Below are 25,699 nucleotides of genomic sequence, written 5' to 3' on the forward strand. Positions count from 1 at the left end.
GGCCTCCTGCGCGCGGTCAGTGCGTGGCGCGGGCGCGTTGCAGGAGTTCGCGCACCTCGTCGTCGCTCGTCTGCGGGAAGTCGCGGTACCACAGGCCGACGGCCGTGAACGGCTCGGGCGTCGCTGCGCACACCACTTCGTCGCACACGTCGCGCATCGCCTCGCAACTGTCTCGCGCTCCGACCGGCACCGCCACGCACAGCCGCGCCGGCCGCTGTTGCCGGATCGCGGTGGCCGCCGCGCGCATCGTGGCGCCGGTCGCGAGACCGTCGTCCACGACGATGACGGTCCGGCCGGCGAGGTCCGCCGGCGGCGCATCGCCGCGATAGAGCCGCTCGCGCCGCAGGAGCTCCTCCTGCTCGCGCGCGGCCACGCGCTCGATCTCGGCTTCGGAGACCGGCAGGCCATCGAGCCGGTTCATCACGCGCACGCCTCCGCTGGCGATCGCGCCCATCGCGTATTCCTCGTGGCCGGGATAGCCGAGCTTGCGCACGACGAATACGTCGAGCGGCGCCTGCAGCGACCCGGCGACTTCGAACGCGACGGGAACACCGCCGCGCGGCAGCGCAAGCACGAGGAGCGACGGGCGTCCTCGATAGTGCGCGAGCCTGCCGGCGAGGACGGCTCCCGCATGCCGCCGGTCCCGAAAGGGCAGCTCGCCGTCGCCGATCCTTCTCATGGCGTTCATGCCGTTCATGCCTCGTTCATGCCCATGCCCCAAGCCCACCCGATGACCCCCGCTCAGGCGGTTGCGGTCCATGCGATCGAGAATACGCTGGCGGCGGCGCGCCGTGGCTGATCCAGGTCAGAACCGGTCGGCCTGCTGCGTGAGCTGCTGGCGCAGGGGCTTGCCCATGGCATTGCGCGGAATCTCGGCCACGCGCACGAGGCGTACCGGCGCGCGCGAATTCAGGCGTGCGCGGCAGGCGCCGAGCACGGCTTCTTCGTCGAATGCGTCTTCGCACACCACCGCCGCCCAGACTTCGTCGCCGCGGCCGGGCTGGCGGCGCGCGAACGCGGCCGCTTCGCGCACGCCGGGCTGCGTGATGAGGAAATCGTCCACGATCACGGGGCTCAGCTTCACGCCGCCCGCGTTGATCATCTCGTCGGTGCGGCCCGTGATGTGCACGATGCCGTCGGCGCCCAGCCGGCCGAGGTCGCCGGGGTAGAACCAGCCATCGCGAAAACCCCTGGCCGTCGCTTCCTCGTCGCCCTCGTACCGCCTGGCCATCGCCGGTGTGCGGATGCGCACGATGCCTTCGGTTCCGCTCGCAACGACCGCGTCGTTCGCGTCGACGATTTCGAGCGTGGCTTCGGGCACCACGTATCCGGCCGCAGTCGGCTGCGCCTGCAGCACCGCGGCGGGCGTCTGCGCAACCATGCCGGCTTCGGTGGAGCCGTACACGCCCACTACATTGGGGCACAGCAGCGCGCGCGCCGCGACCACGGTCGATGCGGCGGTCGATGCGCCGCCGACTTCGACGCGCTCGAGGCTCGGGAAGCGCACCGCGCGCCCGCGCACGAGCTCGACCAGGGCCTGCAGTTGCTGCGGCGACGCGCGAAGGTAGCGCACGCGGTAGAGGTTGATGGCGCGCAGGACGGTGTGCGGCAAGGTCGCCATCACGAGCAGTCCGCCGTGCCAGAGCGTGCTTTGCGACGTGTTGAAGCCGCCGATGGTGGAAAGCCACATCATCGAGAGATTGGGTCCGCCGGAGATCGGCTCCATCATCAGGCCGCGCGCCGCGATCTCGCGCAGGCCCTCGCTCGTGTGCGCGACGATCTTCGGCGTGCCGGTGGTGCCGGAAGAGGTGAACTTGCGGCACACGGCGCCGGGGTCGGCAAACCCGCGGCCCTCGAGCATCTCGCCGCCGCCCGACTCGCGAGCGGCTTCGGCGAGCCAGTTCGATGCGACCGTGATCACCGGCGCCGCCGGCTCGAATGCGAGCCGGGCCTCCGCCAGATACGTGTCGATGCCCGCGCCCGGCGGCATCGGGTCGAAGTTCGGATGCGCCGAGACCGAAACGATGCCTTCCAGCATCGCGGCGAGGACCAGCCCGAGATGCAGGAACGGATCGTTGACGTAGATGGCCACCGTCGTCCCCGGGCGAATGCCGAGCGCGCGCAGCTTCGCGCCCAGGCCGGAGACGATGGTGCCGAGCTGGCCGTACGCGAGCGACCCGCCGGGATGAACCACGGCCAGGTCGTGAGGTCGCATGCGGACGTGATGACGGATCGCGTCGATGACATTCATGACGCGATCCTACCGGAGGCGAAAGCGCAAACCGGCTCTCGACCCTTAGAAGATGAAGAGCCTCGCGTTGATCTGATCGAGCGTCACGCCCGCGAGGAACACCTGGGCTTCGTTGCAGTCCGTGCTGAGGTCGATCACCACGCCGCAAACGGGCGCACCCGCGTCGAGCGTCGCCACCTTGTCGCTGGAAGCCTCGATGCGGCCGCTCGCCATGAGCGCCTTGAAGTTCGCGAAGTCGGGATCGACGTCCGAGAATGCCGACAGGTCGAGGCGATCCTTCTCGCTCGCATGGAAGTCCCAGATGGTGTCGAAACCGCCATCGACGCTCATCACGAAGCGATCGGAGCCGCCCGCGCCCTCCATGCTGTCCGCGTCGCCCCACATCTGGTCGCAACTCGAACCGCCGATGAGCGTGTCGTTGCCGGCCTTGGCGCCTTCGAACATGATCACGCCGTCGCCGTACATCATGTTCTCGCTGTCCGTGCCGCCGGCGACGAGCTTGTCGTTGCCGCCCCGCATGCCCGGGCCCATCGCGTAGCCGTCGCCCACGAGGATGTTCTCGGCGTAGTCGCCGCCCGTGAGGGTGTCGTTGCCAAGCCGCATCGACCCGGAAGCGTCCAGGGCATGGATCTGCAGCGTGTCGCCGAACATGCTTTCGATGTCCAGGCCGTCGGGTGCCGCGCCACTGATGAGCGGCAGGGAAATACCGCCAAGGAGGCTGCCCAGCGCGTCGAGCGAGCCGCCGACGTCGCCAACCAGAACGTTGAGGACTTCCGTGCCGTAGCATTCGCCTTCGCCGCCGTAGATCTTGTCGGCGCCGAACTTCACCGCGCCGTCGGCGATGAGGGCGTCGCCCACGATGGCGTTGAGCACTTCGGCTTCTCCGCCGTAACTCGCGGAGGCGTTGCCGCCGTACAGGACGTCGTTGCCCGCCACGGCCGCGTCGGTCATGAAGAGCGCATCGCCCGCCATGATGTTGATCGCATAGCCGTCGCCGTCGCAGTCGCCGCAGGCATTGCCGCCTTCGATGACGTCGTTGCCGCTCTTCGCGCCTTCGACCATCAGCAGGCCGTCGCCCACGAGGGCGTTGATCGAAATGGCGTAGCCGTCGGTCGTGCCATGGGCGTCGCCGCCGGTGATCTGGTCGGCGCCGCCGGAGCCCGTGCCCGTCATGATCGCGGCGTCGCCCGCCACCACGTTGATGGCATAGCCGTCCGAGCCGCAGTCGGCATAGGCGTTGCCGCCGTACATGTGGTCCGCACCGCCGCGCACCGAACGCGCCTCGTAATCGGACGAGATCGGGGTGTTCGGCGCGAACCCATAGAAATCGCCGAAGACGAGCGCGTCGCCCACCATGAGGTTCACGCCGCCCTCGAGGCTGTCGTTGTTCCAGGCGTCGCCGCCGTACATGAGGTCGTTGCCGCCCTTGGAATTGCCGTGCATGCCCTCGAGCGCGTCCCCGGCCAGGATGGTCGTGGAGTTCGTGCCGCCGTGCATTTCGTCCGCGCCGCCGTTGGAGCTGTCCCACATGTCGAGCGCATCGCCCCCGAACACGACCGCCGGCAGCTCGCCGAGGTCCTCGCCGTAGAAGAGGCCGAGCAGGGCGCCTTCCGGGTCGCCCACGCCGTCGCCGCCGACGAAATAGTCCTTGCCGCCGCTCGAATTCTGGGTGAGGTCCACCTCATCGCCGAGGGCCGCGTAACCGGGGACGCAGTCTTCTCCGTAGAAGCTGTCGTTGCCTCCGAGCATCGTGCCGGAGAACATTTGTCCATCGGACGGGTCGCCGACCACCTGGTCGTACACGAAGACGCAGATGTTGTCGCTGGGTAGGGCGCTGGGCTTTCTTGCCATGGATACTCCTCGAAGCCAATGTTTGGAACTGCTTGCAATCTTTATAGCATCGTTTCTTTGCCGCGCCCAAATGTAACGGCCAAACGTGGGATATCGTCGCGATGCTGGCGCGCGGCTACGACAGTCGCTTCACGAACACCATGCTGCGGCGGTCCCAGTTGTACTTTCGCTTTCGCGCCTCCGGCAGCGACTCCGGATCGACCTGGGCGAACCCGCGCTTCAGGAACCAGTGCATGGTGCGCGTGGTGAGCACGAAGATGCTCTCCAGCCCCATCGCGCGGGCGCGCTGTTCGATGCGCCGCAGGATTTTCTCGCCGTCGCCCTGGCCCTGGCTTTGCGGCGACACGGTGAGCGCGGCCATTTCGCCCGTCTTCGCTTCGGGGTACGGATAGAGCGCGGCGCAGCCGAAGATGACGCCGTCGTGCTCCAGGACGCTGTAGTTGCCGATGTCGCGTTCGATCTCCGTGCGGCCCCGCTTCACGAGCGTGCCGTCCCGCTCGAAGGGCTCGATCAGCTGCAGGATGCCGCCCACGTCGTCCGCGGTGGCTTCGCGCAGTTCCTCCAGCTTCTCGTCGATCACCATCGTGCCGATGCCGTCGTGCACGTAGACCTCGAGCAGCAGCGACCCGTCGGTCGCGAACGGAATGATGTGGCTGCGCTCCACGCCGGCCTTGCAGGCCTTCACGCAGTGCTGCAGGTAAAAGGCGATGTCCGAGGGCTGCTGCGGATCGGGCAGGCTCGCGAGAAGCTGCTCGGCCGCCGCGAGCGGCAGCTCGGTGTCGATCGGGTTGTCCTCGCTCTCGGGCGCGAGCGGCTGGATGCGGATGCCGGGCACTTCCGAGAGGAAGACGAGCTTGTCCGACCGCAGCGCGATCGCCACGCTCGTGGCGACTTCCTCCATCGTGAGGTTGAACGCCTCGCCGGTGGGGGAGAAGCCGAACGGCGAGAGCAGCACCATCGCGCCCGCGTCGAGCGTGCGCGCGATGCCCGCGACGTCCACCTTGCGCACGACGCCCGAGTGCTGGAAATCGACGCCGTCCACGATGCCCACCGGCCGCGCCGTGATGAAGTTGCCCGAGATCACGCGCACCGTGGAGCCCGCCATGGGCGTGTTGGGCAGGCCCTGGCTGAAGGCGGCCTCGATCTCGTAGCGCAGCTGGCCGGCGGCTTCCTGCGCGGAGTCGAGCGCGACTTCGTCGGTGATGCGCATGCCGTGGGAGTAGCGCGCCTCGTGGCCCTTGGCCTTCAGCTGCTCGTTCACCTGCGGGCGAAAGCCGTGCACGAGCACGATGCGCACGCCCATGCTCTGGATGAGCGCGAGGTCCTGCGCGATGTGCTGGAGCTTGCCCGCGGCCACCGCCTCGCCCGCCATGCCGACCACGAAGGTCTTGCCGCGGTGCATGTGGATGTACGGCGCGACCGAGCGGAACCAGGGAACGAAAGTGAAATTGAAGACGGCGGACATCGGCGTCGGCGCAGGGCTCCTTCGAAGCCAAGCAGTGTAAGGGAATCACCTGCGGCGAGCCGCGCGGGCGGAGTATCGTCGCGGGTGATGGACACTCTGGCCGCCGGTTTCTGGGGCGCATTCTTCGGCACGGTGGTGCTCATGCTGGCCGGTTCGGTGCTCGCCTTCGCGCGGTCGCTGCGGCGCGTGGCGCTCACGAGCGGGCTCTCGGGCCTCATCTCCGCGTGTTTCGTGGGGGCCTTTCTCGGGTGGCTCCCGATCGATTCGCCCGAGACCGAGGCCCGCGTGCTCGCGCACGTGGCCGTCGTCGCGGCCGTGTCGCTGAGTCTCATGCTGCTGTCGCTGCTCGGGCTCACGAAGACGCGCGCCGCGGCGCGCAGGCCGCGCTCGGCGCTGCTCGCGCTGGCGCTCGTGGTGGTCGCGGTCGGCTGGGCGCTCGAGCCGCGGCAGGCGCTCGCCCTCGGCTCGGCCACGGCCTTTGCCGTGGGCTGCGCCATGCTCGCCGTCACCGTTCACAGCGCGCGGCGCGGCGACCGGCTCGCCTGGGAAGCCGTCTGCGGCATCGCCTGCATGCTCGTTGCCCTGGCGGGCCTCAGCCGCATCGCGCTCGGTGGCGGCGACGCGCCGCTCTGGGTGCACCTCGTGAGCGCATCCGCGGGCACCGCGTATCTCGCGCTCCTCGCGGCGGCGATGTGGTCGCGCTACTCGTACCTGATCGAGCTGTCGGAGGTGATGGCGCAGGGCCCGAGCTACGACCCCGTCACGCGCATGCGATCGCACAACGAGACCGGGCAACTCCTGGGCGAAGTGTTCCGCCACCGGCCGGACGAGGATCGCTCCATCGGCCTCGTCGCGGCGAGCATCGCGAATCTGTCCGCGCTCGAAAGCCTGCATGGCCGCGCGGCGCTCAACCACGCGCTTTTCGTCTGCGCGGGGCGCGTGCGGCGCTCCACGCCGGAATTCGTGGATGCGGGCCGGCTCGGCGAAGACGGCTTCATCCTCGTGGAGCGCGACGTACGCGATGCCGAACGGCTCGTGCAGGTCGCGCGCGACGTGTGCCGGCGGCTTTCGCGGCCGGTGGACGTGGGCACGAGCCGGGACCCGCACGCGCTCGACAGCGAACGAACGGAATGGGTCCCGCAAGTCGGCGTGAGCGTGCTCGTGGCGACCACCGATGCGCGTCCCACGGATGCGGTGGCCGTCGCGCGTGCCATGTCGCGCACGGCCTGGACGTATCCGAGCCGGCTCGCCTGGTACGACCGCTCGGCGGGGCAGATCGCGGAGCTGCCGCTGGGGGATGCCGCTTGAGGCGAGCACCGCATCCCGGCCGTGCGCATCGCGGCATCACCGGGATGCCCGGGATGCCTGCGATGCCTGCGATGCCTGCGATGCCTGCGATGCCGCGGCATGCCTGCTGACGCGCCCCGGCGAGCGCTTGTCCGTGGCGTGTGGGCGCACGGGCCATAATTCACCCCCTCGCCGCGAGTCCCGTGCAGTCTTGGCCTTTCCCTTGAGCATCACCTTCCCCGACGCGCTGCCCGTCTCCGCCCGGCGCGACGAGATCATGGCGGCGGTCGCCGCGCATCAGGTCGTCGTCGTCTGCGGGGAGACCGGCTCGGGCAAGACGACGCAGTTGCCGAAGATCGCGCTCGCGATGGGCCGCGGCAAGGCCAACGCCCCGCCCGGGCGCGGCAAGCTCATCGGCCACACGCAGCCGCGGCGCATCGCCGCGTCCAGCGTCGCCAAGCGCATCGCCGAAGAGCTCGGAACGCCGCTCGGCGAAGTCGTCGGCTTCAAGGTGCGCTTTCACGACCGGCTCGCGAAGGACGCATCGGTCAAGCTGATGACCGACGGCATCCTCCTTGCCGAAACGCAGTCCGACCCGCTCCTGCAGGCCTACGACACGATCATCATCGACGAGGCGCACGAACGCAGCCTCAACATCGACTTTCTGCTCGGCTATCTGCGCCAGCTCCTGCCGAGGCGGCCGGACCTGAAGGTGATCGTCACCTCGGCCACGATCGATGCGGAACGCTTCGCGCGGCACTTCGCCTCCGCGCGGGGCCCGGCGCCGGTCATCCAGGTGTCGGGACGCATGTATCCCGTCGAGCAGCGCTGGGCGCCCTTCGAGGAGTCGCGCGACTACGGCCTGAACGAGGCGATCGCGGACGCGGTGGACGCGCTGTGGCGCGGCAACGCACCGGGCGACATCCTCGTCTTCCTGCCCGGCGAGCGCGAGATTCGCGAGGCCGCCGAGCACCTGCGCCGGCACCTCTCCCACAGCCCGCTCACGCGCAACGCGCAAGTGCTGCCGCTCTTCGCGCGCCTTTCGCAGCCCGAGCAGGATCGCGTGTTCGATTCGCATACCGGACGGCGCATCGTGCTCGCGACCAACGTCGCGGAGACCTCGCTCACGGTCCCGGGCATCCGCTACGTGATCGACAGCGGCACCGCGCGCGTGAAGCGCTATTCGCTGCGCAGCAAGGTCGAACAACTGCTCGTGGAGCCCGTGAGCCAGGCGGCGGCCAACCAGCGCGCCGGCCGCTGCGGCCGCGTGGCCAACGGCATCTGCATCCGCCTCTACGGCGAAGACGACTTCGCGGCGCGGCCGCGCTTCACCGACCCGGAAATCCTGCGCTCGTCGCTCGCGGGCGTCATCCTGCGCATGAAGTCGCTGCGCCTCGGACCGGTCGAGGATTTCCCCTTCATCGATGCGCCCTCGCGGCGCGCGATCACGGACGGCTATCAGCTCCTCGCCGAGCTCGGCGCGGTGGACGACGACAACGAGCTCACGGCCACCGGCGGCGAGCTCGCGCGCCTGCCGCTCGACCCGCGCGTGGGCCGCATGATCCTCGAGGCGAGGCAGCGCGGCGCGCTGCACGAAGTGCTCATCATCGCCGCGGCCCTTTCGGTGCAGGACGTGCGCGACCGCCCCCTGGAGCTGCAGGCTCAGGCCGACCAGCAGCACGCCAAGTTCGACGACGAGAAAAGCGAGTTCTCGGGCTACGTGCGCCTCTGGAACTGGATCGAGGAGGCGCGCGGCGGCAAGGGCCGCGAACACAAGCTGTCCAACCGCCAGTTCGAGCAGCTCCTGCGCCAGAACTTCATCAACGTGCGGCGGCTGCGCGAATGGCGCGACATCCACACGCAGCTGCACACGGTGGTTGCCGAACACAAGTGGAAGCTCAACGCCGAGCCGGCCACGTACGAGGAACTGCACAAGTCGATGCTCGCGGGCCTCATCGGCAACATCGGCCAGAAGCTCGAAGAAGAAGACGGCTACCTCGGCGCGCGGGGCATCAAGTTCTTTCCGCACCCGGGAGCACACCTGAAGAAGCGCCCGGGCCGCTGGATCGTGTGCGCCGAACTCGTGGAGACGACGCGGCTTTTCGGACGGGGCATCGCCAACATCGAGCCCGCATGGATCGAACACGTGGCGGCGCACCTGCTGAAGAAGCAGCTGCTCGATCCGCACTGGGAAAAGAAGGCCGCCGAAGTGATCGCGCTGGAACGCGCCACGCTCTACGGGATCGTGATCTACAGCGGCCGCCGCGTGCCGTTCGCGCGGGTGGACATGCAGGGCGCGCGCGAGATCTTCATCCGCGAGGGCCTGGTGGCGGGCCTCTGGGAAACGAAACTGCCCTTCCTCGCGGCCAACCGGAAGATGGTGCGGCAAGTCGAGGAGCTGGAACACAAGTCGCGCCGGCAGGACGTGCTCGTGGACGACGAGCTCATCTTCGCGTTCTACGACCGGCAGGTGCCCAAGGACGTGTCCAGCGGCGCCGCGTTCGAACGCTGGTATCGCGAGGCGAGCCGGGGCGACCCGGGGTTGCTCAAGCTCTCGCGCGACGAGCTGATGCGCCACGAGGCCGCAGGCATCACCACCGACGCGTTTCCGCGCACGATCCGCCTGGGCGGGGTCGATTGCGCCGCGACGTACCTGCACGAGCCGGGCGACGCGCGCGACGGGTTGACGGTGACGGTGCCGCTCTTCGTCCTCAATCAGGTCGGCGAGGATCGCGCGGAATGGCTCGTGCCCGGGCTCCTGAAGGACAAGATTCAGGCGATGCTGAAGAGCCTGCCGCAAAAGCCGCGTTCGCGCTTCGTGCCGCTGCCGGAATCCGCCGCCCGGCTCGCGCAGGTGCTGGGCGATGACGAGCACTGGGCCGTCGGGTCGCTCACGGATGCGCTGCTGAAGACGGTGCGCGAGGCGACGAGCCTCGACGTGAAGCGCACGGACTTCAAGCTGGACATGGTGCCCGCGCATCTCTTCATGAATTTTCGCGTGGTGGACGAGCATGGGCGCCAGCTCGGGATGGGGCGCAATCTCGGTGCGCTGAAGGCCGAGCTCGGGGGGAAGGCGAGAGGGGCGTTTCAGGCGCTGGCGGGGCTGCGGGCAACGACAAGGCAGGAACCCTCGGCCTCCGGAGGAGGGCAGGTTGCGGGCACGCGCACGGAAGTCCCGCCGGCCGTGAGCGCCCCGCCCGGCCTCCCCCCAAAGCCGGGAGGAGATCAGGACCCGCGCTACACCGCCTGGACCTTCGGCGAACTGCCCGAGCTCATGGAAGTCCGCAAGGGCGGCACGAGCCTCGTCGGCTTTCCGGCCCTCATCGACCGGGGCGAGGCGGTCGCCATCGAAGTCTTCGACGAGCCGGACGTCGCTGCCGCAAGGCATCGCGCGGGCCTGCGGCGCCTCTTCGCCTTGCAGCTGCGCGATGCGCTCCGGTATCTCGAGAAGAACATTCCCGACCTGCAGCGCATGGCGGTCGCCTTCATGCCGCTTGGCACGCAGGAGGACCTGCGCGACCAGATCGTGGAGGTGGCGCTGGACCGCGCCTTCCTGATGGAGCCGCTTCCCGCCGACGAAGCCGCCTTCAGGCAGCGGCTGGAGGAGGGCCGCGGGCGGCTCACGCTGATCGCCAACGAAGTGGCGCGCCTCGCGGGGACCGTGCTTGCCGACTACGCGGCCGCCGCGCGCAAGATCAAGGACACGAAGAACCAGCCCGAGTCGACCGCGGACGCCGCGCAGCAGTTGCAGCGGCTGATGCCCGGGCGCTTTCTCGCCGACACGCCCTGGCCGCGGCTGCAGCACTTGCCGCGCTACCTGCGGGCGATCACGCTGCGCCTGGACAAGTTGCGCACGGACCCCGCGCGCGATGCGCAGAGCATGGGGGAGGTGCGGCCGCAGGAGCAGCGCTACTGGCGGCTCGTGGCCGAGCGCAAGGGCGCGGTCGACGCGCGGATGGAAGACCTTCGCTGGCTTCTGGAGGAATTGCGGGTGAGCCTTTTCGCGCAGGAGCTGAAGACGCCGCAGCCGGTGAGCGTGAAGCGCATCGAGAAAGTGTGGGCGCAGCTCAATTCGTGACGAGGCGCTTCATGCCCCGCGCTGCAGCGCGGCCGCGGCCGCATTCGCCTGGCGGACGCGTTCGGCAAGCGTGCGCACGATGAACGCGTGCACGCGCATCGCGGTGTCGGGCGCCTCGCGGTGCAGCCGTTCCAGCACCGAGCGGCTGAGCGCCCACACGACGCTGTCGTGCTCCGCGGTCACCGTGGCCGAGCGCTGCGCGTCGTCGTAAAGCGCCATCTCGCCCGCGATCGTGCCCGCCGTGAGCGTGGCAAGACGGCGCCCCTCGGTCTGCCCACCGAGCGTCACGCTGAAGCGGCCGCTCTCGATCAGAAAGAGCGTCGCGTCCGACGCTTCGCCCTCGCGCATGAGCATCGTGTCCTTCGCGATCTCGCGCCGTTCGATGAGGGGTGCGAGGACCTGGACGTGTCCCGTGTCGCCCAGCTCGCGCCGCAGCCAGTCGCCGATCGGCTCCTGATCGGCGAGCGGGTCGAAGCCGTGGGCGCGCAGGAGCGCATCCTCGGCCACGTCGAGCGCCTGGTCCAGCGTGTCCGCGATGGCCGCGCCTTCCATCCCCTGCACGACCGCGTCGCGCGTGCCGGCGCCCAGGCCCGCCACGATGAGCCGCACGCCGCAGGCCTGCGCCAGCTGCGCGATCTTGGTGAACGTGAAGCCGGCGGACGAATCCGTGCTCGCGGCATGCGTGAAGTCGAGAACGAGCACCCGGCTCGCCGCGACATCCGTGCCGGCGGCGCCACCTTGCAGGAAGCCGCGCATGCGGTCCAGCAGCGAGCTTGCCGTGCCGAAGAAGATCACGCCGCGCAGCACCAGGACGCGGATCGAGGCCCCCTCGCGGGCGAGCAGTTGCCGGTGCCGCGCGGGCCGCTGCACGGAACTGCGCAGCGCCGAGCCGTCCAGGTCGTGCTGCACGACGCCCACGCGGCTGTAGCTGAGCGCGAAGTTGAGGCAGCTCACGATGATGCCGGCCAGCACCGCCACGGTGAAGCCGATCGTCGCCGTCGTCGCGAGGATGATGAAGATGAGCGACCAGTCCGTGAGGCCGATGTGGCGCCGCACGTCGATCACCCATTCCCAGAGAATGGAAAGCCCGAGGTAGAGAAGAAAGCCCGCGAGCACCGGGCGCGGCACGGCCTGCAGCAAGGGTGCCGCGCCCGCGAGCGCGGCCACGCAGACCGCCGCGCAGAGCATCCCCGCCGCCCGCGTGCGCACGCCGCTATCCAGCAGCACGGTGCTGCGGCTCACCGAGACGAGGCTCAGGTAGCCGCCCGCGACGGCCGCGACCAGGTTGAGCCAGCCGTGCTCGCGCAATTCGCGGTCGAGCGAGATGTCGCGCCGGGACATCACTTCGAGCCCCGAGGCGCCGAGCAGCACGGTGATCGCGGCGACCGCCGCGACCGCGAGCATGTCGAGCCACTGTCCCGCGAGCCAGCCCCAGTCGGGTGCCGCCGCGCCGGGATGAAAGGGCGTGACCCAGCGCGGTTCCTGCGCGAAGTCGAAGAGCCAGCCGGATGCGCGGGCTTCGGCCTCGCTCACGCTGAAAAGATGCAGGCCACCGAGCATCGCGGCCGCGGCCAGCAGCAGCAGCGCGGGCAGGAGCATCGGATGGCGCGGGCGGCGAAAGACGAGGAGCAGCACGAGCGCGATCGCGCCCGCGGCGATCGCGGCAGGGCGCGCCAGCGTCGCAAGCGACATGCCCAGCGCGTCTTGCGCCGGCAGCGGCACGACGACGCGCAGCGCGCCCACGCAGATCAGCCAGCCGGTGGATGCGAGAAAGCCGCCCACGACCGGGTAGGGCACGTAGCGCACGGCCAGGCCGAGGTGGCCGAGGCCGAGCGCGAGAAAAAGGAGCGCGCACAGGATCGTCGTGAGCGCAAGCAGCCACAGCACGTTCTGCTCCGCGCCCGGCCCGGCCGCGGCGATGCCGAGGGTGGCCGCCATCGCCGCGAGGATCGACGTCGTGTTGCCGTCGGGCCCGCCGATGGCGAACGGCAGCTGGCTGCGCCAGGCGAGCCAGAACGCACCGAGCGCGGCATTGACGAGGGCCAGTGCCAGCGCGGTCGGAAGAAGCGGCGCGAGCCGTCCGGGCACGAGCAGCGCCGCATATGACATGGCATACGCGACGGCGACGATGCCGGCCACGGCGCCGCCGGCCAGTTCCGTGGACCACCGGATGCGAGCTTCCCCCGAATCGTTGTCGACCATGTGCGCACGCATTATGGGCAATCGGCGAATCGTGCAAATGGCAACTTTGGGTTGCGGTGAAAGGCCGAATGACGCGTTCGCCCCCGGCTTGGTACCGTGGGCTCAACTCACGGTGCGCTCACCGCACGGTCACGAAAGCTGTCACGAAGAAGGCGCCGGCAACCTTGGATCGACGCAGTTTCATCGGCACTTGCACGCTCGGCGCCGCCTGCCTCGCCGAAGGCATGCCCGCCTTCGGCGCCGACGTCCGGCCCCGGGCCTATGCGCGCGTGCTGCTGGTGGACGAGCGCGGCGACGTGCTGCGCGCGAGCCGGCTGAAGGCGAACCTCAATTACGTCTTCCACTATCCGTACGAAGCCACGCCCGTGTTCCTGCTGAATCTCGGCAAGGCGGTGCGGCCGCAGTCGCTCAGCACGCGCGAACACGAGCCGTACGCGTGGCCGGGCGGCGTCGGGCCCGGGCAGAGTGTCGTGGCGTTCAGCGCGATCTGCGCGCACAAGCTCGTGTACCCGACGCGCGACGTGAGCTTCATCAGCTTTCGAAAGGATCGCGCGCAAAAGGGCGTGCAGGACAACCTGATCCACTGCTGCGCCGAGCACAGCCAGTACGATCCGGCGCGCGGCGCGGAAGTGCTCGCGGGCCCGGCGACGCAGCCGCTTTGCGCCGTCTTGCTGCAGCACGACGCGGCAGCGGATTCGCTCACGGCCTATGCGACCCTGGGCGGGGAGCTGTTCGAGGAGTTCTTCCGCAAGTACGAAGCGAAGCTGAGCATCGACGTGGGGCCGTCCGCGCACAACATGGTGACGGGGCGAGCCGTCGTGCGGGAGCTCTCGCGGTTTTGCAGGAACGCGATCCGGTGCTGAAGGCGCGCTGTCGGTCACCTCGACCGCGGCACGCCACCCGGATCACAACTTCGCGAGCCGCTGAAGCGCCGAGACCAGCGTCTCGTCGCGCTTCGCGAAGCAAAATCGCACCACGCGCTGATCGAACCCGTCGCCGTAGAAAGCCGACAGCGGGATGGCGGCCACGCCGATTTCGCCGGTGAGCCACTTGCAGAACGCCTCTTCGGGCAAGTCGCTCACCGCGGAGATGTCGACGCACTGGAAGTAGCTGCCCTCGCTCGGCAACAGCCTGAACTTCGTTCGCGCGAGTCCTTCGCGAAAGAGATCGCGCTTGCGCTGGTAGAAGGCGGCGAGCTCGAGCGACGGCCGGGGGTTGGCCATGTAGGCCGCGAGCCCGTGCTGCACCGGCGTGTTGACCGTGAAGACGTTGAACTGGTGGACCTTGCGGAATTCCGCGGTCATGGCCGCCGGCGCCGCCACGTAGCCGACTTTCCAGCCCGTCACGTGATAAGTCTTGCCGAAGCTCGAGACGATGAACGACCGCTCGGCAAGGCCGGGGAAGCGGGCCATGCTCTCGTGCGCGCGCCCGTCGTAGACCATGTGCTCGTACACCTCGTCGCCGATCACGAAGACACCCGTGGGCTCGAGGAGCTCCTGCAGCGTCAGCATGTCTTGCCGCGACCACACCGTGGCGCTCGGGTTGTGCGGCGAGTTCACCATGATCGCTCGCGTGCGGGGCGTGATCGCACTGGCGATGCGGTCGAAGTCGGGGCGGAACGTGCCCGGCACGAGGGGCACGCGCACCGCGACGCCTCCCGCGAGCTCGATATTGGGCACGTAGCTGTCGTAGCAGGGGTCCAGCACGATCACCTCGTCACCGGCGCGCACGATCGCGAGCACCGCGGTGATGATCGCCTGCGTCGCGCCGGCGGTGATCGTGATTTCCGATGCGGGGTTGTACTTGCGGCCGTACATCGCTTCGATCTTCGACGCCACCGCCTCGCGCAAGGCCGGCACGCCGGTCATGGGCGGGTACTGGTTCAGGCCGCGCCGCATGGCGTCCGCGACAGCATCGACGAGCCGCGGGTCGCAGTCGAAATCGGGAAAGCCCTGGCCCAGGTTCACCGCGCCCTTGTCGGCGGCGAGCGCGGACATCACCGTGAAGATGGTGGTTCCCACGGAGGGGAGCTTGGTTGCGATCGCGGGAGTCGTCATAGCTCGTAGTCGTTGCCGTGGCCGCTCATGGCCTTGGCGATCAGGTTGCGGTCGAGACGGTCCGAAAGCAGCTCGGCGAAGCGATACACGAAGTTGCGCAGGTAGGCGCCGCGCTTGAACGCCACGCGCGCGAGGTTGCGGCCGAAGAGGTTGCCGAGCGGCCGCGCCGCGAGATCGCTGTTGCCGTTGTCGTCGCGCACGGCCATCTCCGCGACGATGCCGATGCCCAGGCCGAGGCGCACGTAGGTCTTGATCACGTCCGAATCGATCGCCTCCAGCGCGATGCGCGGCGCGAGCTTGCGCTGCGCGAACGCGTGGTCGATGCGCGTGCGGCCCGTGAACGACGGGTGGTAGGTGACGAGCGGCTCGGTCGCGAGGTCCTCGAGCGTCACCCGCTCCTTCTTCGCAAGCGGATGCCCGAGCGGGAGCACGAGCACGTGTTCCCATTCGTAGGCAGGCAGGGTGACGAGGTCCGGGTAGTCCGAGAGCGATTCGGTGGCCATGCCGATTTCGGCCACTTCGTCGAGCACCATCCGCGCCACCTGGTCGGGCGAGCCCTGGTGCAGGCTCACGCTCACCTTGGGGTACGCCTCGCGCAGCTTCGCCACCGGGATCGGCAGCACGTAGCGCGCCTGCGTGTGCGTGGTGGCGATCGAGAGGGTGCCGCTGTCCTGCGCGCTGAACTGCTCGCCGATGCGCTTCAGGTTGCCCACCTCGCGCATGATGAGCTCGATGCTCTTCAGCACGTGCTGGCCGGGTTCGGTCACGCGCTTCAGGCGCTTGCCGTGGCGCGCGAAGATCTCGACGCCCAGTTCCTCCTCCAGCTCGATGATGGCCTTCGACACGCCGGGCTGCGACGTATGCAGCGCCTTCGCGGCCTCCGTGAGGTTGAGGTTGCGACGGACCGCCTCCTGAACGAAGCGGAACTGGTGGAGATTCATGCCGATTTTCTTCTAACGAAGGAAATCATTATGCAGGATTCACGCAACCCCAGCTCTCGCGCGGCGCGTGCCGACCGGCTTCGAAACGTGACCGCGGCTCACTCGCTCGCGATCGACGCGAGCAGGTCCAGCACCCGGGCGTCATCCCCCACGAACGGACGCAACTCGATGACGAGGCTTTCGTGGGTTCGCCGCAAATCGTCGGCCATGCGAGGCACGTCGACCCGGGCGTGCCGGCCGGCTCCGAGAAACAGCGGAACGACGGTGAGATGCGTCGCGCCTTCGCGCACCAGTGCTGCCGCGGCCGCCGCGAGATCCGGCTCCTGCAGTTCGACGAAAGCACACCGCACCGCCACGCCGCGCGCCGCGACGCGGGAGGCGACCGCGTCCATCGGCTCGCGCCACAGCGGATCGCGCGAGCCGTGTCCGAGCAGGATGACCGCCTTCATCGCCTGAGCACGAGCCAGGAGAACGCCGCGAGCGACAGCATCGAATAGAGCAGCCCCGGCGCCGCGGCCGTGAGCCACGGCAGCCAGTTCTGCAGGTTGCCGACGTAGCCGAACACGTTGTTCAGCAGGAAGAAGCTGATGCCGATCAGCACGCCGCCGAAGACATACCCGGTGATCCCGCCCGAGCGGAAGTGCAGGTAGGCGAAGGGCAGCGCGAGCACCACCATCACGAGGCACGAGAGCGGATAGAACACCTTGCGCCAGAACTCGATCTCGTAGCGCTGCGAGGTCTGGTTGTTCGCCTTCAGGTGGTCGATGTACTGGAAGAGATCGATCGTGCTCATGCGGTCGGGCTTCAGGAGGGCCACCGACACCATCTCCTGCGTGATCTCGGTCGGCCAGCGCATGCGCGGCACGTGGGTCTGCTCCACCTTCGCGAGCTGGCCCGGCGCGGGCTCGGCGAACTCGCGGCGCTCGGCGTCTTCCAGAATCCACGCGTTGTCGTCGAAACGCGCGCGCGGCGCCTGCGTGATCGACACGAGAAAGCCGCGCGAATCCGATTCGAAGATCCGCACCGCCTGCATGTTGCCGGTGGGACTGAGCGAGCCCACGTTCACGCTGAAGGAGCTGTAGCGCTGGCGCTCCTTCAGCCACGCGCCGGTGAAGCCCACCGTGATGCGTCCTTCGAACTGCGCCTTCAGGAGCTGCCCGGTGCGGTCGGCCGCGGGTGCGATGTAGTCGCCGATCAGGAACGTCGCGACGGTGAAGAACAGGCCGAGCGCGAGCAGCGTCCGCAGCGCCCGCCACGGCCCGAGGCCGCTCGTGCGCAGGATCGTGTATTCCGAGCTCTGGGCAAGGCGCGCCATCACGAAGATCGTGCCGATCAAGACGGCGATGGGCAGGAGCTCGTACAGGTGGCTCGGCACGCGCGAGCCCACGTAGAGCATCGCCTGCGTGAGGCGGTAGGGCGTCACGCCCTTGCCGATCGAAGGCACTTCGTCGATGAAATCGAAGAAGAAAAAGAGGGCGAGGAAGCCCACGGCCACGAAGACCACGGCGGCGAGGACTTCGGTGTAGATGAGGCGGCGGATCGTCTTCACGCGGTCCTGCGCCGTCCGCGCAGCAAGGCGGCGAGGCTCCAGTTGTTGTGCTGCTGGCCGAGCCAGAGCGCGGCCACGACGAAGGCGAGGCCGTGCACGCCGAGAAGGAAAGCGCCGAAGCCGGCGCGGCCCGTCGCGATCCAGTTGAGGCCGAGATTGAGCAGGTTGTAGTACACGACGAATGCGAAGAGCGCGAAGATCAGGTGGCCGCTGCGCCCCGCGCGCGGATTGGCGCTGGAGACCGACACGGCGAGCACCACGAAGTTCACGGCAGCCAGCGCGAGCCCGATGCGCCACGCGAGTTCGGCCCGCTGCGGCGCCCGCCGGTCCACGAGCAGGCGAAGCGTGGAGAGAGTGCGGGCGGGCGACTCGTCCGAAGCCGCGAATTCGCTCGCGCTCACGCGGCTGCCGTATTCCTCGAACTCGCTCACGCGCATCGTGTGGTCGGCGAGATGATTTTCCATCCGCTGGCCGTTTTGCAGCAGCAGGAACTGCGCGTCGCCGATCGTCTCGACGTGCCCGCTGCGCGCCGAGGTGATCGTCTCCTTGGCGGGCTCGGAAGTCGAGATGAAGATGTTGCGCCCCGACTTGTTGTCGGGCGTGTCCTTGTCGAGGAAGAAGACGCGCCGCCCGTTGGCCGATTCCTGGAACTGGCCGGGCGCGACGCGTTCGAGGTCGCCCCGGCGGCCGTAGCGGTCCCTCAGCTCCAGCGCCTGGCTGTTCGCCCACGGCCACACGACGAACGAAAGCCCCGCCACCACGACGAGAATCGGCCAGGCGAAGCGAAAGAGCGGAGGCAGGAAGGCGGCGAGCCCGCGGCCCGCGGAAAACCAGATCGCCATCTCGCTGTCGCGGTACATGCGCGAAAGCGTGCCCACGATCGCGATGAAGAGGGCGAGCGTGATGATGAGCGGCAGGTAGCCGAGCACCGTGTAGCCCATCACCATCGTCACTTCCTGCGGGTTCACGCTGCCGCGGTTGGCAAGGCTCAGCGTGCGGATGAGCGTCATGGTCATCACGATGGTGACCAGCACGACGAGCGAAGCCCCGAAGCTGCGGGCGAGCTCCTTCCTGAGGGACGAATCGAATAACATCGGCGCCGACGCGCGCATGATGCGCGGTAAGACAAAACAGGCCATTATGAACTTCGAACTCGAGACCCTGGGCACGGCGGGCGCGGCCGCCGAGAAGTGCGACGTGCTGGTTCTGCTCGTGACGCAAGGCTTCAAGGGCGGCAACGACGCCCTCTCGAAGCTTGCCGCCTCCGCGCTCGCGGCGAAGGACCTCGAGCCGAAGCCCGGCAAGATGCTGCAGGCCTATCGCAGCGAAGGCATCGCCGCCACGCGCACGCTGCTCGTGGGCGCGGGCGACGGCTCGGCCCGGCGCGTCCAGACGGCGGTGCAAGGCGCGATGGGCGTGGTGCGGTCGAGCGGCGCGAAGCGCCTGGTCGTCGTGCTGCCGGACGGCGCGGGCGACGACGCCGTGCGCGCCGCCGTGAGCGCGGTGGCCGAGAGCACCTACGTCTACGTCACGACCAAGTCCAAGCCCGAGGGGCGCGAGTTGAGGCGCGTCGTCGTCGGCGTCGGCGACGCCTCCGCCCGGCGGCAGGCCTTCGAGACGGCCAAGGCGCTGGCCGCGGGCATCGAATTCGCGCGCGAACTCGGCAACCAGCCGCCGAACTACGCGACGCCCACGCGGCTCGGCGAGGAGGCGAAGAAGCTCGCGCAGGCCCACGGCTTCCAGTGCGAAGTGCTCGGGCCGAAGGAAGTGGAAAAGCTTGGCATGGGCTCTTTTCTCGGCGTCGCGCGCGGCTCGAAGGAGCCGCTGCGCTTCATCGTGCTGAAGCACATGGGCGGCGCCAAGGGCGACGCGCCGGTCGTGCTCGTGGGCAAAGGCATCACGTTCGATTCGGGCGGCATCTCGATCAAGCCGGCCGCCGACATGGACGAGATGAAGTTCGACATGGGCGGCGCCGCCTCGGTCTTGGGCACCTTCCGGGCGCTCGGCGAGCTGAAGCCGAAGGTCAACGTGATCGGCCTCATTCCCTCGTGCGAGAACATGCCCGACGGCGGCTCGTACAAGCCGGGCGACATCCTCACGAGCCTGTCGGGGCAGACGATCGAAGTGCTGAACACCGACGCCGAGGGGCGCCTCATCCTGTGCGACGCGCTCACCTATGCGGAACGGTTCAAGCCGCGGGCCGTGGTCGACGTCGCGACGCTCACGGGCGCGTGCGTGGTGGCGCTCGGACACATTCGAAGCGGCCTGTTCTCGACGGACGACCAGCTGGCGGCCGACCTGCACGCCGCGGGCGAAGCCGCGTTCGATCCCTGCTGGCGCATGCCGCTCGACGAAGAGTATGCGGAAGGGCTCAAGACCAACTTCGCGGACGTGGCGAACGTGGCGGGCCGGGCCGGCGGCTCGATCACGGCGGCGAAATTCCTCGAGCGCTTCGGCAAGAACTACAAGTGGGCGCATCTCGATATCGCGGGCACGGCCTGGAAGAGCGGGGGCCAGAACAAAGGGGCGACGGGGCGGCCGGTGGGGCTGTTGACGCAGTACGTGCTGGCGCAGGCGGGGGGCGTTGCGTCTGGGGGGAAGGCGGCAGGAGGCAAGGGGTCGGCCGGCGGCAAGGCGTCGTCGGGCGGCAAGGCCGCGTCGGGGGGCAAGGCCGCGTCGGGGGGCAAGGCGGCCTCGGCGAGTAAGGCGGCGTCGCCGCTCGAGCCGTCATCCCCGCGAAAGCGGGGATCCAGAGCGTTCCGTGGGGCCTGAGGAAAGCCCTGGATTCCCGCTTTCGCGGGAATGACGAATGCCATCGCCGGAATGACGAATGCCTTCGCCGGAATGACGAATGGCGGAATGACCAACAAATGAAATCGCCCCTGGAGCGCCGCCATCGCGGAAATGACGAATGACCGAAATCGCCTTTCACTTCAACGCGCCGGGCAAGCTCGCTTACGCGTGCCGCCTCACCCGCAAGGCGGTGGGCACCGGCGCGCGCGTGGTGGTGACTGGAAAGCGCGAGCAGCTGCGGCAGCTCGACGTGGAGCTCTGGACGTTTTCTCCGCTCGAATTCATCGCGCACTGCCATGCGGCCCAGGCCGCGCCGCAGGTGCTCGAGGCTTCGCCGGTGGTGCTCGCCGAATCCCCGCGGACAGCGCCGCATCAAGAGGTCCTCGTGAACCTCGGCCACACGGTGCCCGAAGGCTTCGAGCGCTTCGAGCGCCTGATCGAAGTCGTGACGGTCGATGAGGAGGACCGCATCGAGGCCCGCGCGCGGTGGAAGCACTACGCCGACCGGGGCTATGCCATCAAGCGCCATGACCTCGGCGCCGCGGGGGAAGGCTGATGGCCGGGCGATCGCCGCCGCGGTTCGTGCCGACCCTCACGGAAGTCGTGCGCACGCAGCCGCCGGCCGCAACCCCAACCGCAGCCACCCAACCCTCTGGCGCTTCACCACCGGCGGCGGCACCCGCGCAGCCGCAGTCCGACCCCGTCTTCCTGGAGGAGCAGCTCGCCCGAAGCGTCCTGCGGCGCGTGGACCTGGTGCTGGAGCGCAAACTGCGTGAGACCATCGCGACCGTCGTTCTCGAACACACGCGCACGCTCGCGCCGGCCCTGCGCGAACGCATCGAGGCCATGGTGCGGCAGGCGGTGGCGCAGGCGCTCGCCGAGGAAATCGCCGCGCAGGAGCATCAACACGCGGGCAAGCCTCGCGGTTGACACGGGGTTACTAGACTTTTCCCTTATGTGCGTGGCCCGCAAATTGCGATATGGTCGCGCCCGTTGAGCAAAAACACATCTCAACCCATTTCCCACTCTGGAGAGCTCCCCATGAAATTGAAATTGACGGTTGTCGCCGCCATTGCCGCCATGAGCGGCATGGCGATGGCCCAGGACATGGTTGTCAAGATCGGCCACGTCGCGCCCATGTCCGGTCCGCAGGCCCACTACGGCAAGGACAACGAGAACGGCGTGCGCATGGCCATCGAGGACCTGAACGCCAAGGGCGTGAAGATCGGCGGCAAGGCGGTCAAGTTCGAGATCCAGGCCGAAGACGATGCCGCCGACCCGAAGCAGGGCACGGCCGCCGCCCAGAAACTGTGCGACGCGAAGGTCGCCGGCGTCGTGGGTCACCTGAACTCCGGCACGACGATCCCCGCTTCCAAGATCTACCATGACTGCGGCATCCCGCACGTCACGGGCGCCGCGACCAACCCGGCCCTCACGAAGCCCGGCTACGACACCACCTACCGCATCATCGCGAACGACAACGCGCTCGGCGCCGCGCTCGCCCTGTACGCGGCGGACAAGCTGAAGCTGAAGAGCGTCGCGATCGTGGACGACCGCACCGCCTACGGCCAGGGCGTCGCCGAAGTGTTCAAGAAGACCGCGGCCGCCAAGGGCATGAAGGTCGTGGACGAGCAGTACACGAACGACAAGGCCACCGACTTCATGGCGATCCTGACCGCCATCAAGGCGAAGAACCCCGACGCCATCTTCTACGGCGGCATGGACACGCAAGGCGGCCCGATGCTGCGCCAGATGGAGCAGCTCGGCATGACCAACGTGAAGTTCTTCGGCGGCGACGGCATCTGCACGTCCGAGATCGTCAAGCTCTCCGGTGGCGCCAAGCCGCTCGAGAACACGATCTGCGCCGAAGGCGGCTCCTCGCTCGCCAAGATGCCCGGCGGCACGGCGTGGAAGGACCGCTACGACAAGAAGTATCCCGGCCAGTTCCAGGTGTACAGTCCGTACACGTACGACGCGACGATGCTGCTCGCCGACGCGATGGTGAAGGCCGGCTCCACCGACCCGAAGAAGTACATCCCGGTGCTGAAGAAAGAGTCGTACAAGGGCGTGACCGGCACGATCTCCTTCGAGCCCAACGGCGAACTGAAGAACGCCGCGACGACGCTCTACACCTACAAGGACGGCAAGAAGACCGCGCTGAACTGATCCTTCGCGATCGGGCTCGACGCCACACGATCCGCCCTTCGGGGCGGATTTTTTTTGTCGCTTCGACGCAGCGCCGGCCCAGCTCGACCGTGTAGGGGCAATCGACTTTTTCCTGTCGGCGCCGTCCTACACCCCGCACCGGCATTGGATTTCCGCGCGGCGGGCGTCTTGCGCTACGTTGTACGGTCGGCGCGAACCCGCTACGCTGGCCCGCCGAGCTTCGGCATTTCTCGTTGCCGAATCGCGTTCGTCGAATGCAGTCGTCTTCAAAGTTCTGGGGGAAACCATGGAAGTTCTGGCCAAGCTGCCTGCCGCGGATCATCGTGACGGCGACCTGAGGCTCGTTCTGAAGGCCCTGAGCGCATTCAGGCGCGGGGAAGCGGGTGTGACGCTACCCACCGAGTGGGACGGCCTCTACGGCAAGATCGCATCCGAATTCAACGAGCTCTCGGCACAGGCGGGCCGAACGCACCACAAGCTGAAGTCGATCGAACACGGCACGCGCCACGGGCGCGGCGCCAAGCGGCTTGGCGACGAGAAACTGACCGGCTTCTGGCAGGACAACGTCGCGGCGGTCAACGCGCTGCTCGAAGAGGTGGAAGTGGCCAACGAGCGCTCGCGCGTACTGCTCACGGGCCTCACCGAACTGAAGAAGGGCAATGTCGAGGCGGAACTGCCGGCGGACTGGCCGGGCCTCTACGGCAAGGTGGCCGATGCGTTCAACGACGTCGTCGCGGAAAACCTGCGCATGTCCCACGAGCTCGCGCGGCTGTCGCGCGTGGTGGGCAAGGAAGGCAAGCTGAAGGAGCGCGCCGTGATGCCGAACGCGAGCGGCTTCTGGCGCGATTCGGCGGACTCGATCAACTCGCTGATCGGCGACCTGGTGCACCCGACGTCGGAAGTGGCGCGCGTGATCGGCGCCGTGGCGCAGGGCGACCTCTCGAAGTCGATGGCGCTCGAAGCCGAGGGCCGCGCGCTCGAAGGCGAGTTCCTGCGCACCGCCATGACCATCAACAAGATGGTGCAGCAGCTCGGCACGTTCGCAGCCGAGGTGACGCGCGTGGCGCGCGAAGTGGGGACCGAAGGCAAGCTGGGCGGCCAGGCCGACGTGCAGGGCGTGGCCGGCACGTGGAAGGACCTCACGGACTCCGTGAACTCGATGGCGGGCAACCTCACGGCGCAGGTGCGCAACATCGCCGACGTGACGAAGGCGGTGGCCGCGGGGGACCTGTCGAAGAAGATCACCGTGGACGTGAAGGGCGAGATCCTGGAGCTGAAGAACACCATCAACACGATGGTGGACCAGCTTCGAAGCTTCGCCTCGGAAGTGACGCGCGTGGCCCGCGAGGTGGGCACCGAAGGCAAGCTCGGCGGCCAGGCCGACGTGCAAGGCGTGGCCGGCACGTGGAAGGACCTGACCGAATCCGTGAACTTCATGGCGGGCAACCTCACCTCGCAGGTGCGCAACATCGCGGACGTGACGAAGGCGGTGGCGGCGGGCGACCTCTCCAAGAAGATCACCGTGGATGTGAAGGGCGAAATCCTGGAGCTGAAGAACACCATCAACGTGATGGTGGATCAGCTTCGAAGCTTCGCCTCGGAAGTGACGCGCGTGGCACGCGAAGTGGGCACCGAAGGCAAGCTGGGTGGCCAGGCCGACGTGCAGGGCGTGGCCGGCACGTGGAAGGACCTGACCGAGTCGGTGAACTTCATGGCCGGCAACCTCACGTCGCAGGTGCGCAACATCGCGGAAGTGACGAAAGCCGTGGCCGCGGGGGACCTCTCGAAGAAGATCACGGTGGACGTGAAGGGCGAGATCCTGGAGCTCAAGAACACCATCAACGTGATGGTGGATCAGCTTCGAAGCTTCGCCTCGGAAGTGACCCGGGTGGCACGGGAAGTGGGCACCGAAGGCAAGCTCGGCGGCCAGGCCGACGTGCAGGGCGTGGCCGGCACGTGGAAGGACCTGACGGACTCCGTGAATTCGATGGCGTCGAACCTCACCTCGCAGGTGCGCAACATCGCGGACGTGACGAAGGCCGTGGCCGCGGGAGACCTCTCGAAGAAGATCACGGTGGACGTGAAGGGCGAGATCCTGGAACTCAAGAACACCATCAACGTGATGGTGGACCAGCTCTCATCGTTCGCCTCCGAAGTGACGCGTGTGGCGCGCGAGGTGGGCACCGAAGGCAAGCTGGGCGGCCAGGCCGACGTGCAGGGCGTGGCCGGCACGTGGAAGGACCTGACGGACAACGTGAACTTCATGGCGGGCAACCTCACGTCCCAGGTGCGCAACATCGCGGACGTGACGAAGGCGGTGGCCGCGGGCGACCTGTCCAAGAAAATCACCGTGGACGTGAAGGGCGAAATCCTCGACCTGAAGAACACCATCAACACGATGGTGGACCAGCTGTCGTCCTTCGCTTCGGAAGTGACGCGCGTGGCGCGCGAAGTGGGGACCGAAGGCAAGCTGGGCGGCCAGGCCGACGTGCAGGGCGTGGCCGGCACGTGGAAGGACCTCACCGATTCCGTGAACTCGATGGCGTCGAACCTGACCTCGCAGGTGCGCAACATCGCGGAAGTGACGACGGCCGTGGCGGCTGGCGACCTCTCGAAGAAGATCACGGTGGACGTGAAGGGCGAAATCCTGGAGCTCAAGAACACCATCAACACGATGGTGGACCAGCTGCGTTCGTTCGCTTCGGAAGTGACGCGCGTGGCGCGTGAAGTGGGCACCGAAGGCAAGCTCGGCGGCCAGGCCGACGTGCAGGGCGTGGCCGGCACGTGGAAGGACCTGACCGACTCCGTGAACTCGATGGCCGGCAACCTCACGGCCCAGGTGCGCAACATCGCGGACGTGACGACGGCCGTGGCGGCGGGCGACCTCTCCAAGAAGATCACCGTGGACGTGAAGGGCGAAATCCTGGAGCTGAAGAACACCATCAACACGATGGTGGACCAGCTGCGTTCGTTCGCGGCCGAGGTGACGCGCGTGGCTCGCGAGGTCGGAACCGAAGGCAAGCTCGGCGGCCAGGCCGACGTGCAGGGCGTGGCCGGCA

Annotated in this window: 17 protein-coding genes and 1 pseudogene; 8 read left to right on the top strand and 10 right to left on the bottom strand. The window is 68.3% G+C overall.

The window, feature by feature from the left end; all coding sequences use genetic code 11:
* Positions 1-16: 16 nt before the first annotated feature.
* The 4 genes from VHA82_RS05500 to argA all read right to left on the bottom strand — a co-directional run bounded on the left by VHA82_RS05500 (position 17) and on the right by argA (position 5,567).
* Positions 17-697: a phosphoribosyltransferase gene (locus tag VHA82_RS05500; RefSeq protein ID WP_325541028.1), complete on the bottom strand. Its 681-nt coding sequence runs from the start codon at positions 695-697 to the stop codon at positions 17-19.
* Positions 698-805: 108 nt separating this feature from the next.
* Positions 806-2,251: a fatty acid--CoA ligase family protein gene (locus VHA82_RS05505; RefSeq protein WP_325541029.1), complete on the bottom strand. Its 1,446-nt coding sequence runs from the start codon at positions 2,249-2,251 to the stop codon at positions 806-808.
* Positions 2,252-2,296: 45 nt separating this feature from the next.
* Positions 2,297-4,102, bottom strand: a complete 1,806-nt coding sequence (locus VHA82_RS05510; protein WP_325541031.1) for a hypothetical protein — start codon at positions 4,100-4,102, stop codon at positions 2,297-2,299.
* A 115-nt stretch (positions 4,103-4,217) separates the two neighbouring features.
* Positions 4,218-5,567, bottom strand: a complete 1,350-nt coding sequence (gene argA / locus VHA82_RS05515; RefSeq protein ID WP_325541033.1) for an amino-acid N-acetyltransferase — start codon at positions 5,565-5,567, stop codon at positions 4,218-4,220.
* Between the two features lie 87 nt (positions 5,568-5,654).
* Here argA and VHA82_RS05520 point away from each other — a divergent pair, with 87 nt between their 5' ends.
* Entirely contained in the window at positions 5,655-6,875 is a 1,221-nt protein-coding gene (locus VHA82_RS05520; RefSeq protein ID WP_325541035.1) for a GGDEF domain-containing protein, read from the top strand.
* Between the two features lie 256 nt (positions 6,876-7,131).
* Positions 7,132-10,932, top strand: a complete 3,801-nt coding sequence (gene hrpA, locus VHA82_RS05525; RefSeq protein ID WP_414708630.1) for an ATP-dependent RNA helicase HrpA — start codon at positions 7,132-7,134, stop codon at positions 10,930-10,932.
* 9 nt (positions 10,933-10,941) lie between these two features.
* Here the strand turns inward: hrpA and VHA82_RS05530 are convergent, their stop codons facing one another.
* Entirely contained in the window at positions 10,942-13,134 is a 2,193-nt protein-coding gene (locus VHA82_RS05530) for a SulP family inorganic anion transporter (protein ID WP_325541039.1), read from the bottom strand.
* A 164-nt stretch (positions 13,135-13,298) separates the two neighbouring features.
* Here VHA82_RS05530 and VHA82_RS05535 point away from each other — a divergent pair, with 164 nt between their 5' ends.
* Entirely contained in the window at positions 13,299-13,997 is a 699-nt protein-coding gene (locus VHA82_RS05535; protein ID WP_325541041.1) for a (2Fe-2S)-binding protein, read from the top strand.
* Positions 13,998-14,039: 42 nt separating this feature from the next.
* Here the strand turns inward: VHA82_RS05535 and VHA82_RS05540 are convergent, their stop codons facing one another.
* The 5 genes from VHA82_RS05540 to lptF all read right to left on the bottom strand — a co-directional run bounded on the left by VHA82_RS05540 (position 14,040) and on the right by lptF (position 18,775).
* Positions 14,040-15,191: a pyridoxal phosphate-dependent aminotransferase gene (locus VHA82_RS05540; RefSeq protein WP_325541043.1), complete on the bottom strand. Its 1,152-nt coding sequence runs from the start codon at positions 15,189-15,191 to the stop codon at positions 14,040-14,042.
* Positions 15,188-16,132: a CysB family HTH-type transcriptional regulator gene (locus VHA82_RS05545; protein WP_325541045.1), complete on the bottom strand. Its 945-nt coding sequence runs from the start codon at positions 16,130-16,132 to the stop codon at positions 15,188-15,190. The genes VHA82_RS05540 and VHA82_RS05545 overlap by 4 nt, the downstream gene beginning before the upstream one ends.
* 98 nt (positions 16,133-16,230) lie before the next feature.
* Positions 16,231-16,581 (bottom strand): CbiX/SirB N-terminal domain-containing protein, encoded by a 351-nt coding sequence (locus VHA82_RS05550; RefSeq protein WP_325541047.1) that lies wholly within the window; start codon positions 16,579-16,581, stop codon positions 16,231-16,233.
* The gene (gene lptG / locus VHA82_RS05555; RefSeq protein WP_325541049.1) at positions 16,578-17,681 is read right to left on the bottom strand and encodes an LPS export ABC transporter permease LptG; all 1,104 of its coding nucleotides are present in this window, start codon (positions 17,679-17,681) and stop codon (positions 16,578-16,580) included. The genes VHA82_RS05550 and lptG overlap by 4 nt, the downstream gene beginning before the upstream one ends.
* Positions 17,678-18,775: an LPS export ABC transporter permease LptF gene (gene lptF, locus VHA82_RS05560; protein WP_325541050.1), complete on the bottom strand. Its 1,098-nt coding sequence runs from the start codon at positions 18,773-18,775 to the stop codon at positions 17,678-17,680. The genes lptG and lptF overlap by 4 nt, the downstream gene beginning before the upstream one ends.
* Positions 18,776-18,821: 46 nt before the next feature.
* On the opposite strand from lptF, the pseudogene VHA82_RS05565 reads away from it, so the two are divergent.
* The 5 genes and pseudogenes from VHA82_RS05565 to VHA82_RS05585 all read left to right on the top strand — a co-directional run.
* Positions 18,822-20,381, top strand: a pseudogene (locus VHA82_RS05565) (leucyl aminopeptidase); the annotation flags it as partial.
* A gap of 211 nt (positions 20,382-20,592) precedes the next feature.
* Complete coding sequence (locus VHA82_RS05570; RefSeq protein ID WP_325541052.1) at positions 20,593-21,030, top strand: DNA polymerase III subunit chi; 438 nt, start codon at positions 20,593-20,595, stop codon at positions 21,028-21,030.
* Complete coding sequence (locus tag VHA82_RS05575) at positions 21,030-21,404, top strand: hypothetical protein (RefSeq protein ID WP_325541053.1); 375 nt, start codon at positions 21,030-21,032, stop codon at positions 21,402-21,404. The genes VHA82_RS05570 and VHA82_RS05575 overlap by 1 nt, the downstream gene beginning before the upstream one ends.
* A gap of 111 nt (positions 21,405-21,515) precedes the next feature.
* The gene (locus tag VHA82_RS05580; RefSeq protein WP_325541054.1) at positions 21,516-22,640 is read left to right on the top strand and encodes a branched-chain amino acid ABC transporter substrate-binding protein; all 1,125 of its coding nucleotides are present in this window, start codon (positions 21,516-21,518) and stop codon (positions 22,638-22,640) included.
* Positions 22,641-22,926: 286 nt separating this feature from the next.
* Positions 22,927-25,699: HAMP domain-containing protein (locus VHA82_RS05585; RefSeq protein WP_325541056.1), on the top strand; the 2,773-nt coding region annotated here is incomplete at its 3' end.

This window comes from Ramlibacter sp. (assembly GCF_035548915.1).
Taxonomy (GTDB): domain Bacteria; phylum Pseudomonadota; class Gammaproteobacteria; order Burkholderiales; family Burkholderiaceae_C; genus Ramlibacter.

Coding starts and splice junctions, on each gene's coding strand:
- VHA82_RS05500 (WP_325541028.1), bottom strand. CDS start 697: ATGAACGGCATGAACGCCATGAGAAGGATCGGCGACGGCGAGCTGCCC.
- VHA82_RS05580 (WP_325541054.1), top strand. CDS start 21,516: ATGAAATTGAAATTGACGGTTGTCGCCGCCATTGCCGCCATGAGCGGC.
- VHA82_RS05530 (WP_325541039.1), bottom strand. CDS start 13,134: ATGGTCGACAACGATTCGGGGGAAGCTCGCATCCGGTGGTCCACGGAA.
- VHA82_RS05520 (WP_325541035.1), top strand. CDS start 5,655: ATGGACACTCTGGCCGCCGGTTTCTGGGGCGCATTCTTCGGCACGGTG.
- lptF (WP_325541050.1), bottom strand. CDS start 18,775: ATGTTATTCGATTCGTCCCTCAGGAAGGAGCTCGCCCGCAGCTTCGGG.
- VHA82_RS05505 (WP_325541029.1), bottom strand. CDS start 2,251: ATGAATGTCATCGACGCGATCCGTCATCACGTCCGCATGCGACCTCAC.
- VHA82_RS05550 (WP_325541047.1), bottom strand. CDS start 16,581: ATGAAGGCGGTCATCCTGCTCGGACACGGCTCGCGCGATCCGCTGTGG.
- VHA82_RS05545 (WP_325541045.1), bottom strand. CDS start 16,132: ATGAATCTCCACCAGTTCCGCTTCGTTCAGGAGGCGGTCCGTCGCAAC.
- VHA82_RS05540 (WP_325541043.1), bottom strand. CDS start 15,191: ATGACGACTCCCGCGATCGCAACCAAGCTCCCCTCCGTGGGAACCACC.
- VHA82_RS05510 (WP_325541031.1), bottom strand. CDS start 4,102: ATGGCAAGAAAGCCCAGCGCCCTACCCAGCGACAACATCTGCGTCTTC.
- hrpA (WP_414708630.1), top strand. CDS start 7,132: ATGGCGGCGGTCGCCGCGCATCAGGTCGTCGTCGTCTGCGGGGAGACC.
- VHA82_RS05575 (WP_325541053.1), top strand. CDS start 21,030: ATGGCCGGGCGATCGCCGCCGCGGTTCGTGCCGACCCTCACGGAAGTC.
- VHA82_RS05570 (WP_325541052.1), top strand. CDS start 20,593: ATGACCGAAATCGCCTTTCACTTCAACGCGCCGGGCAAGCTCGCTTAC.
- argA (WP_325541033.1), bottom strand. CDS start 5,567: ATGTCCGCCGTCTTCAATTTCACTTTCGTTCCCTGGTTCCGCTCGGTC.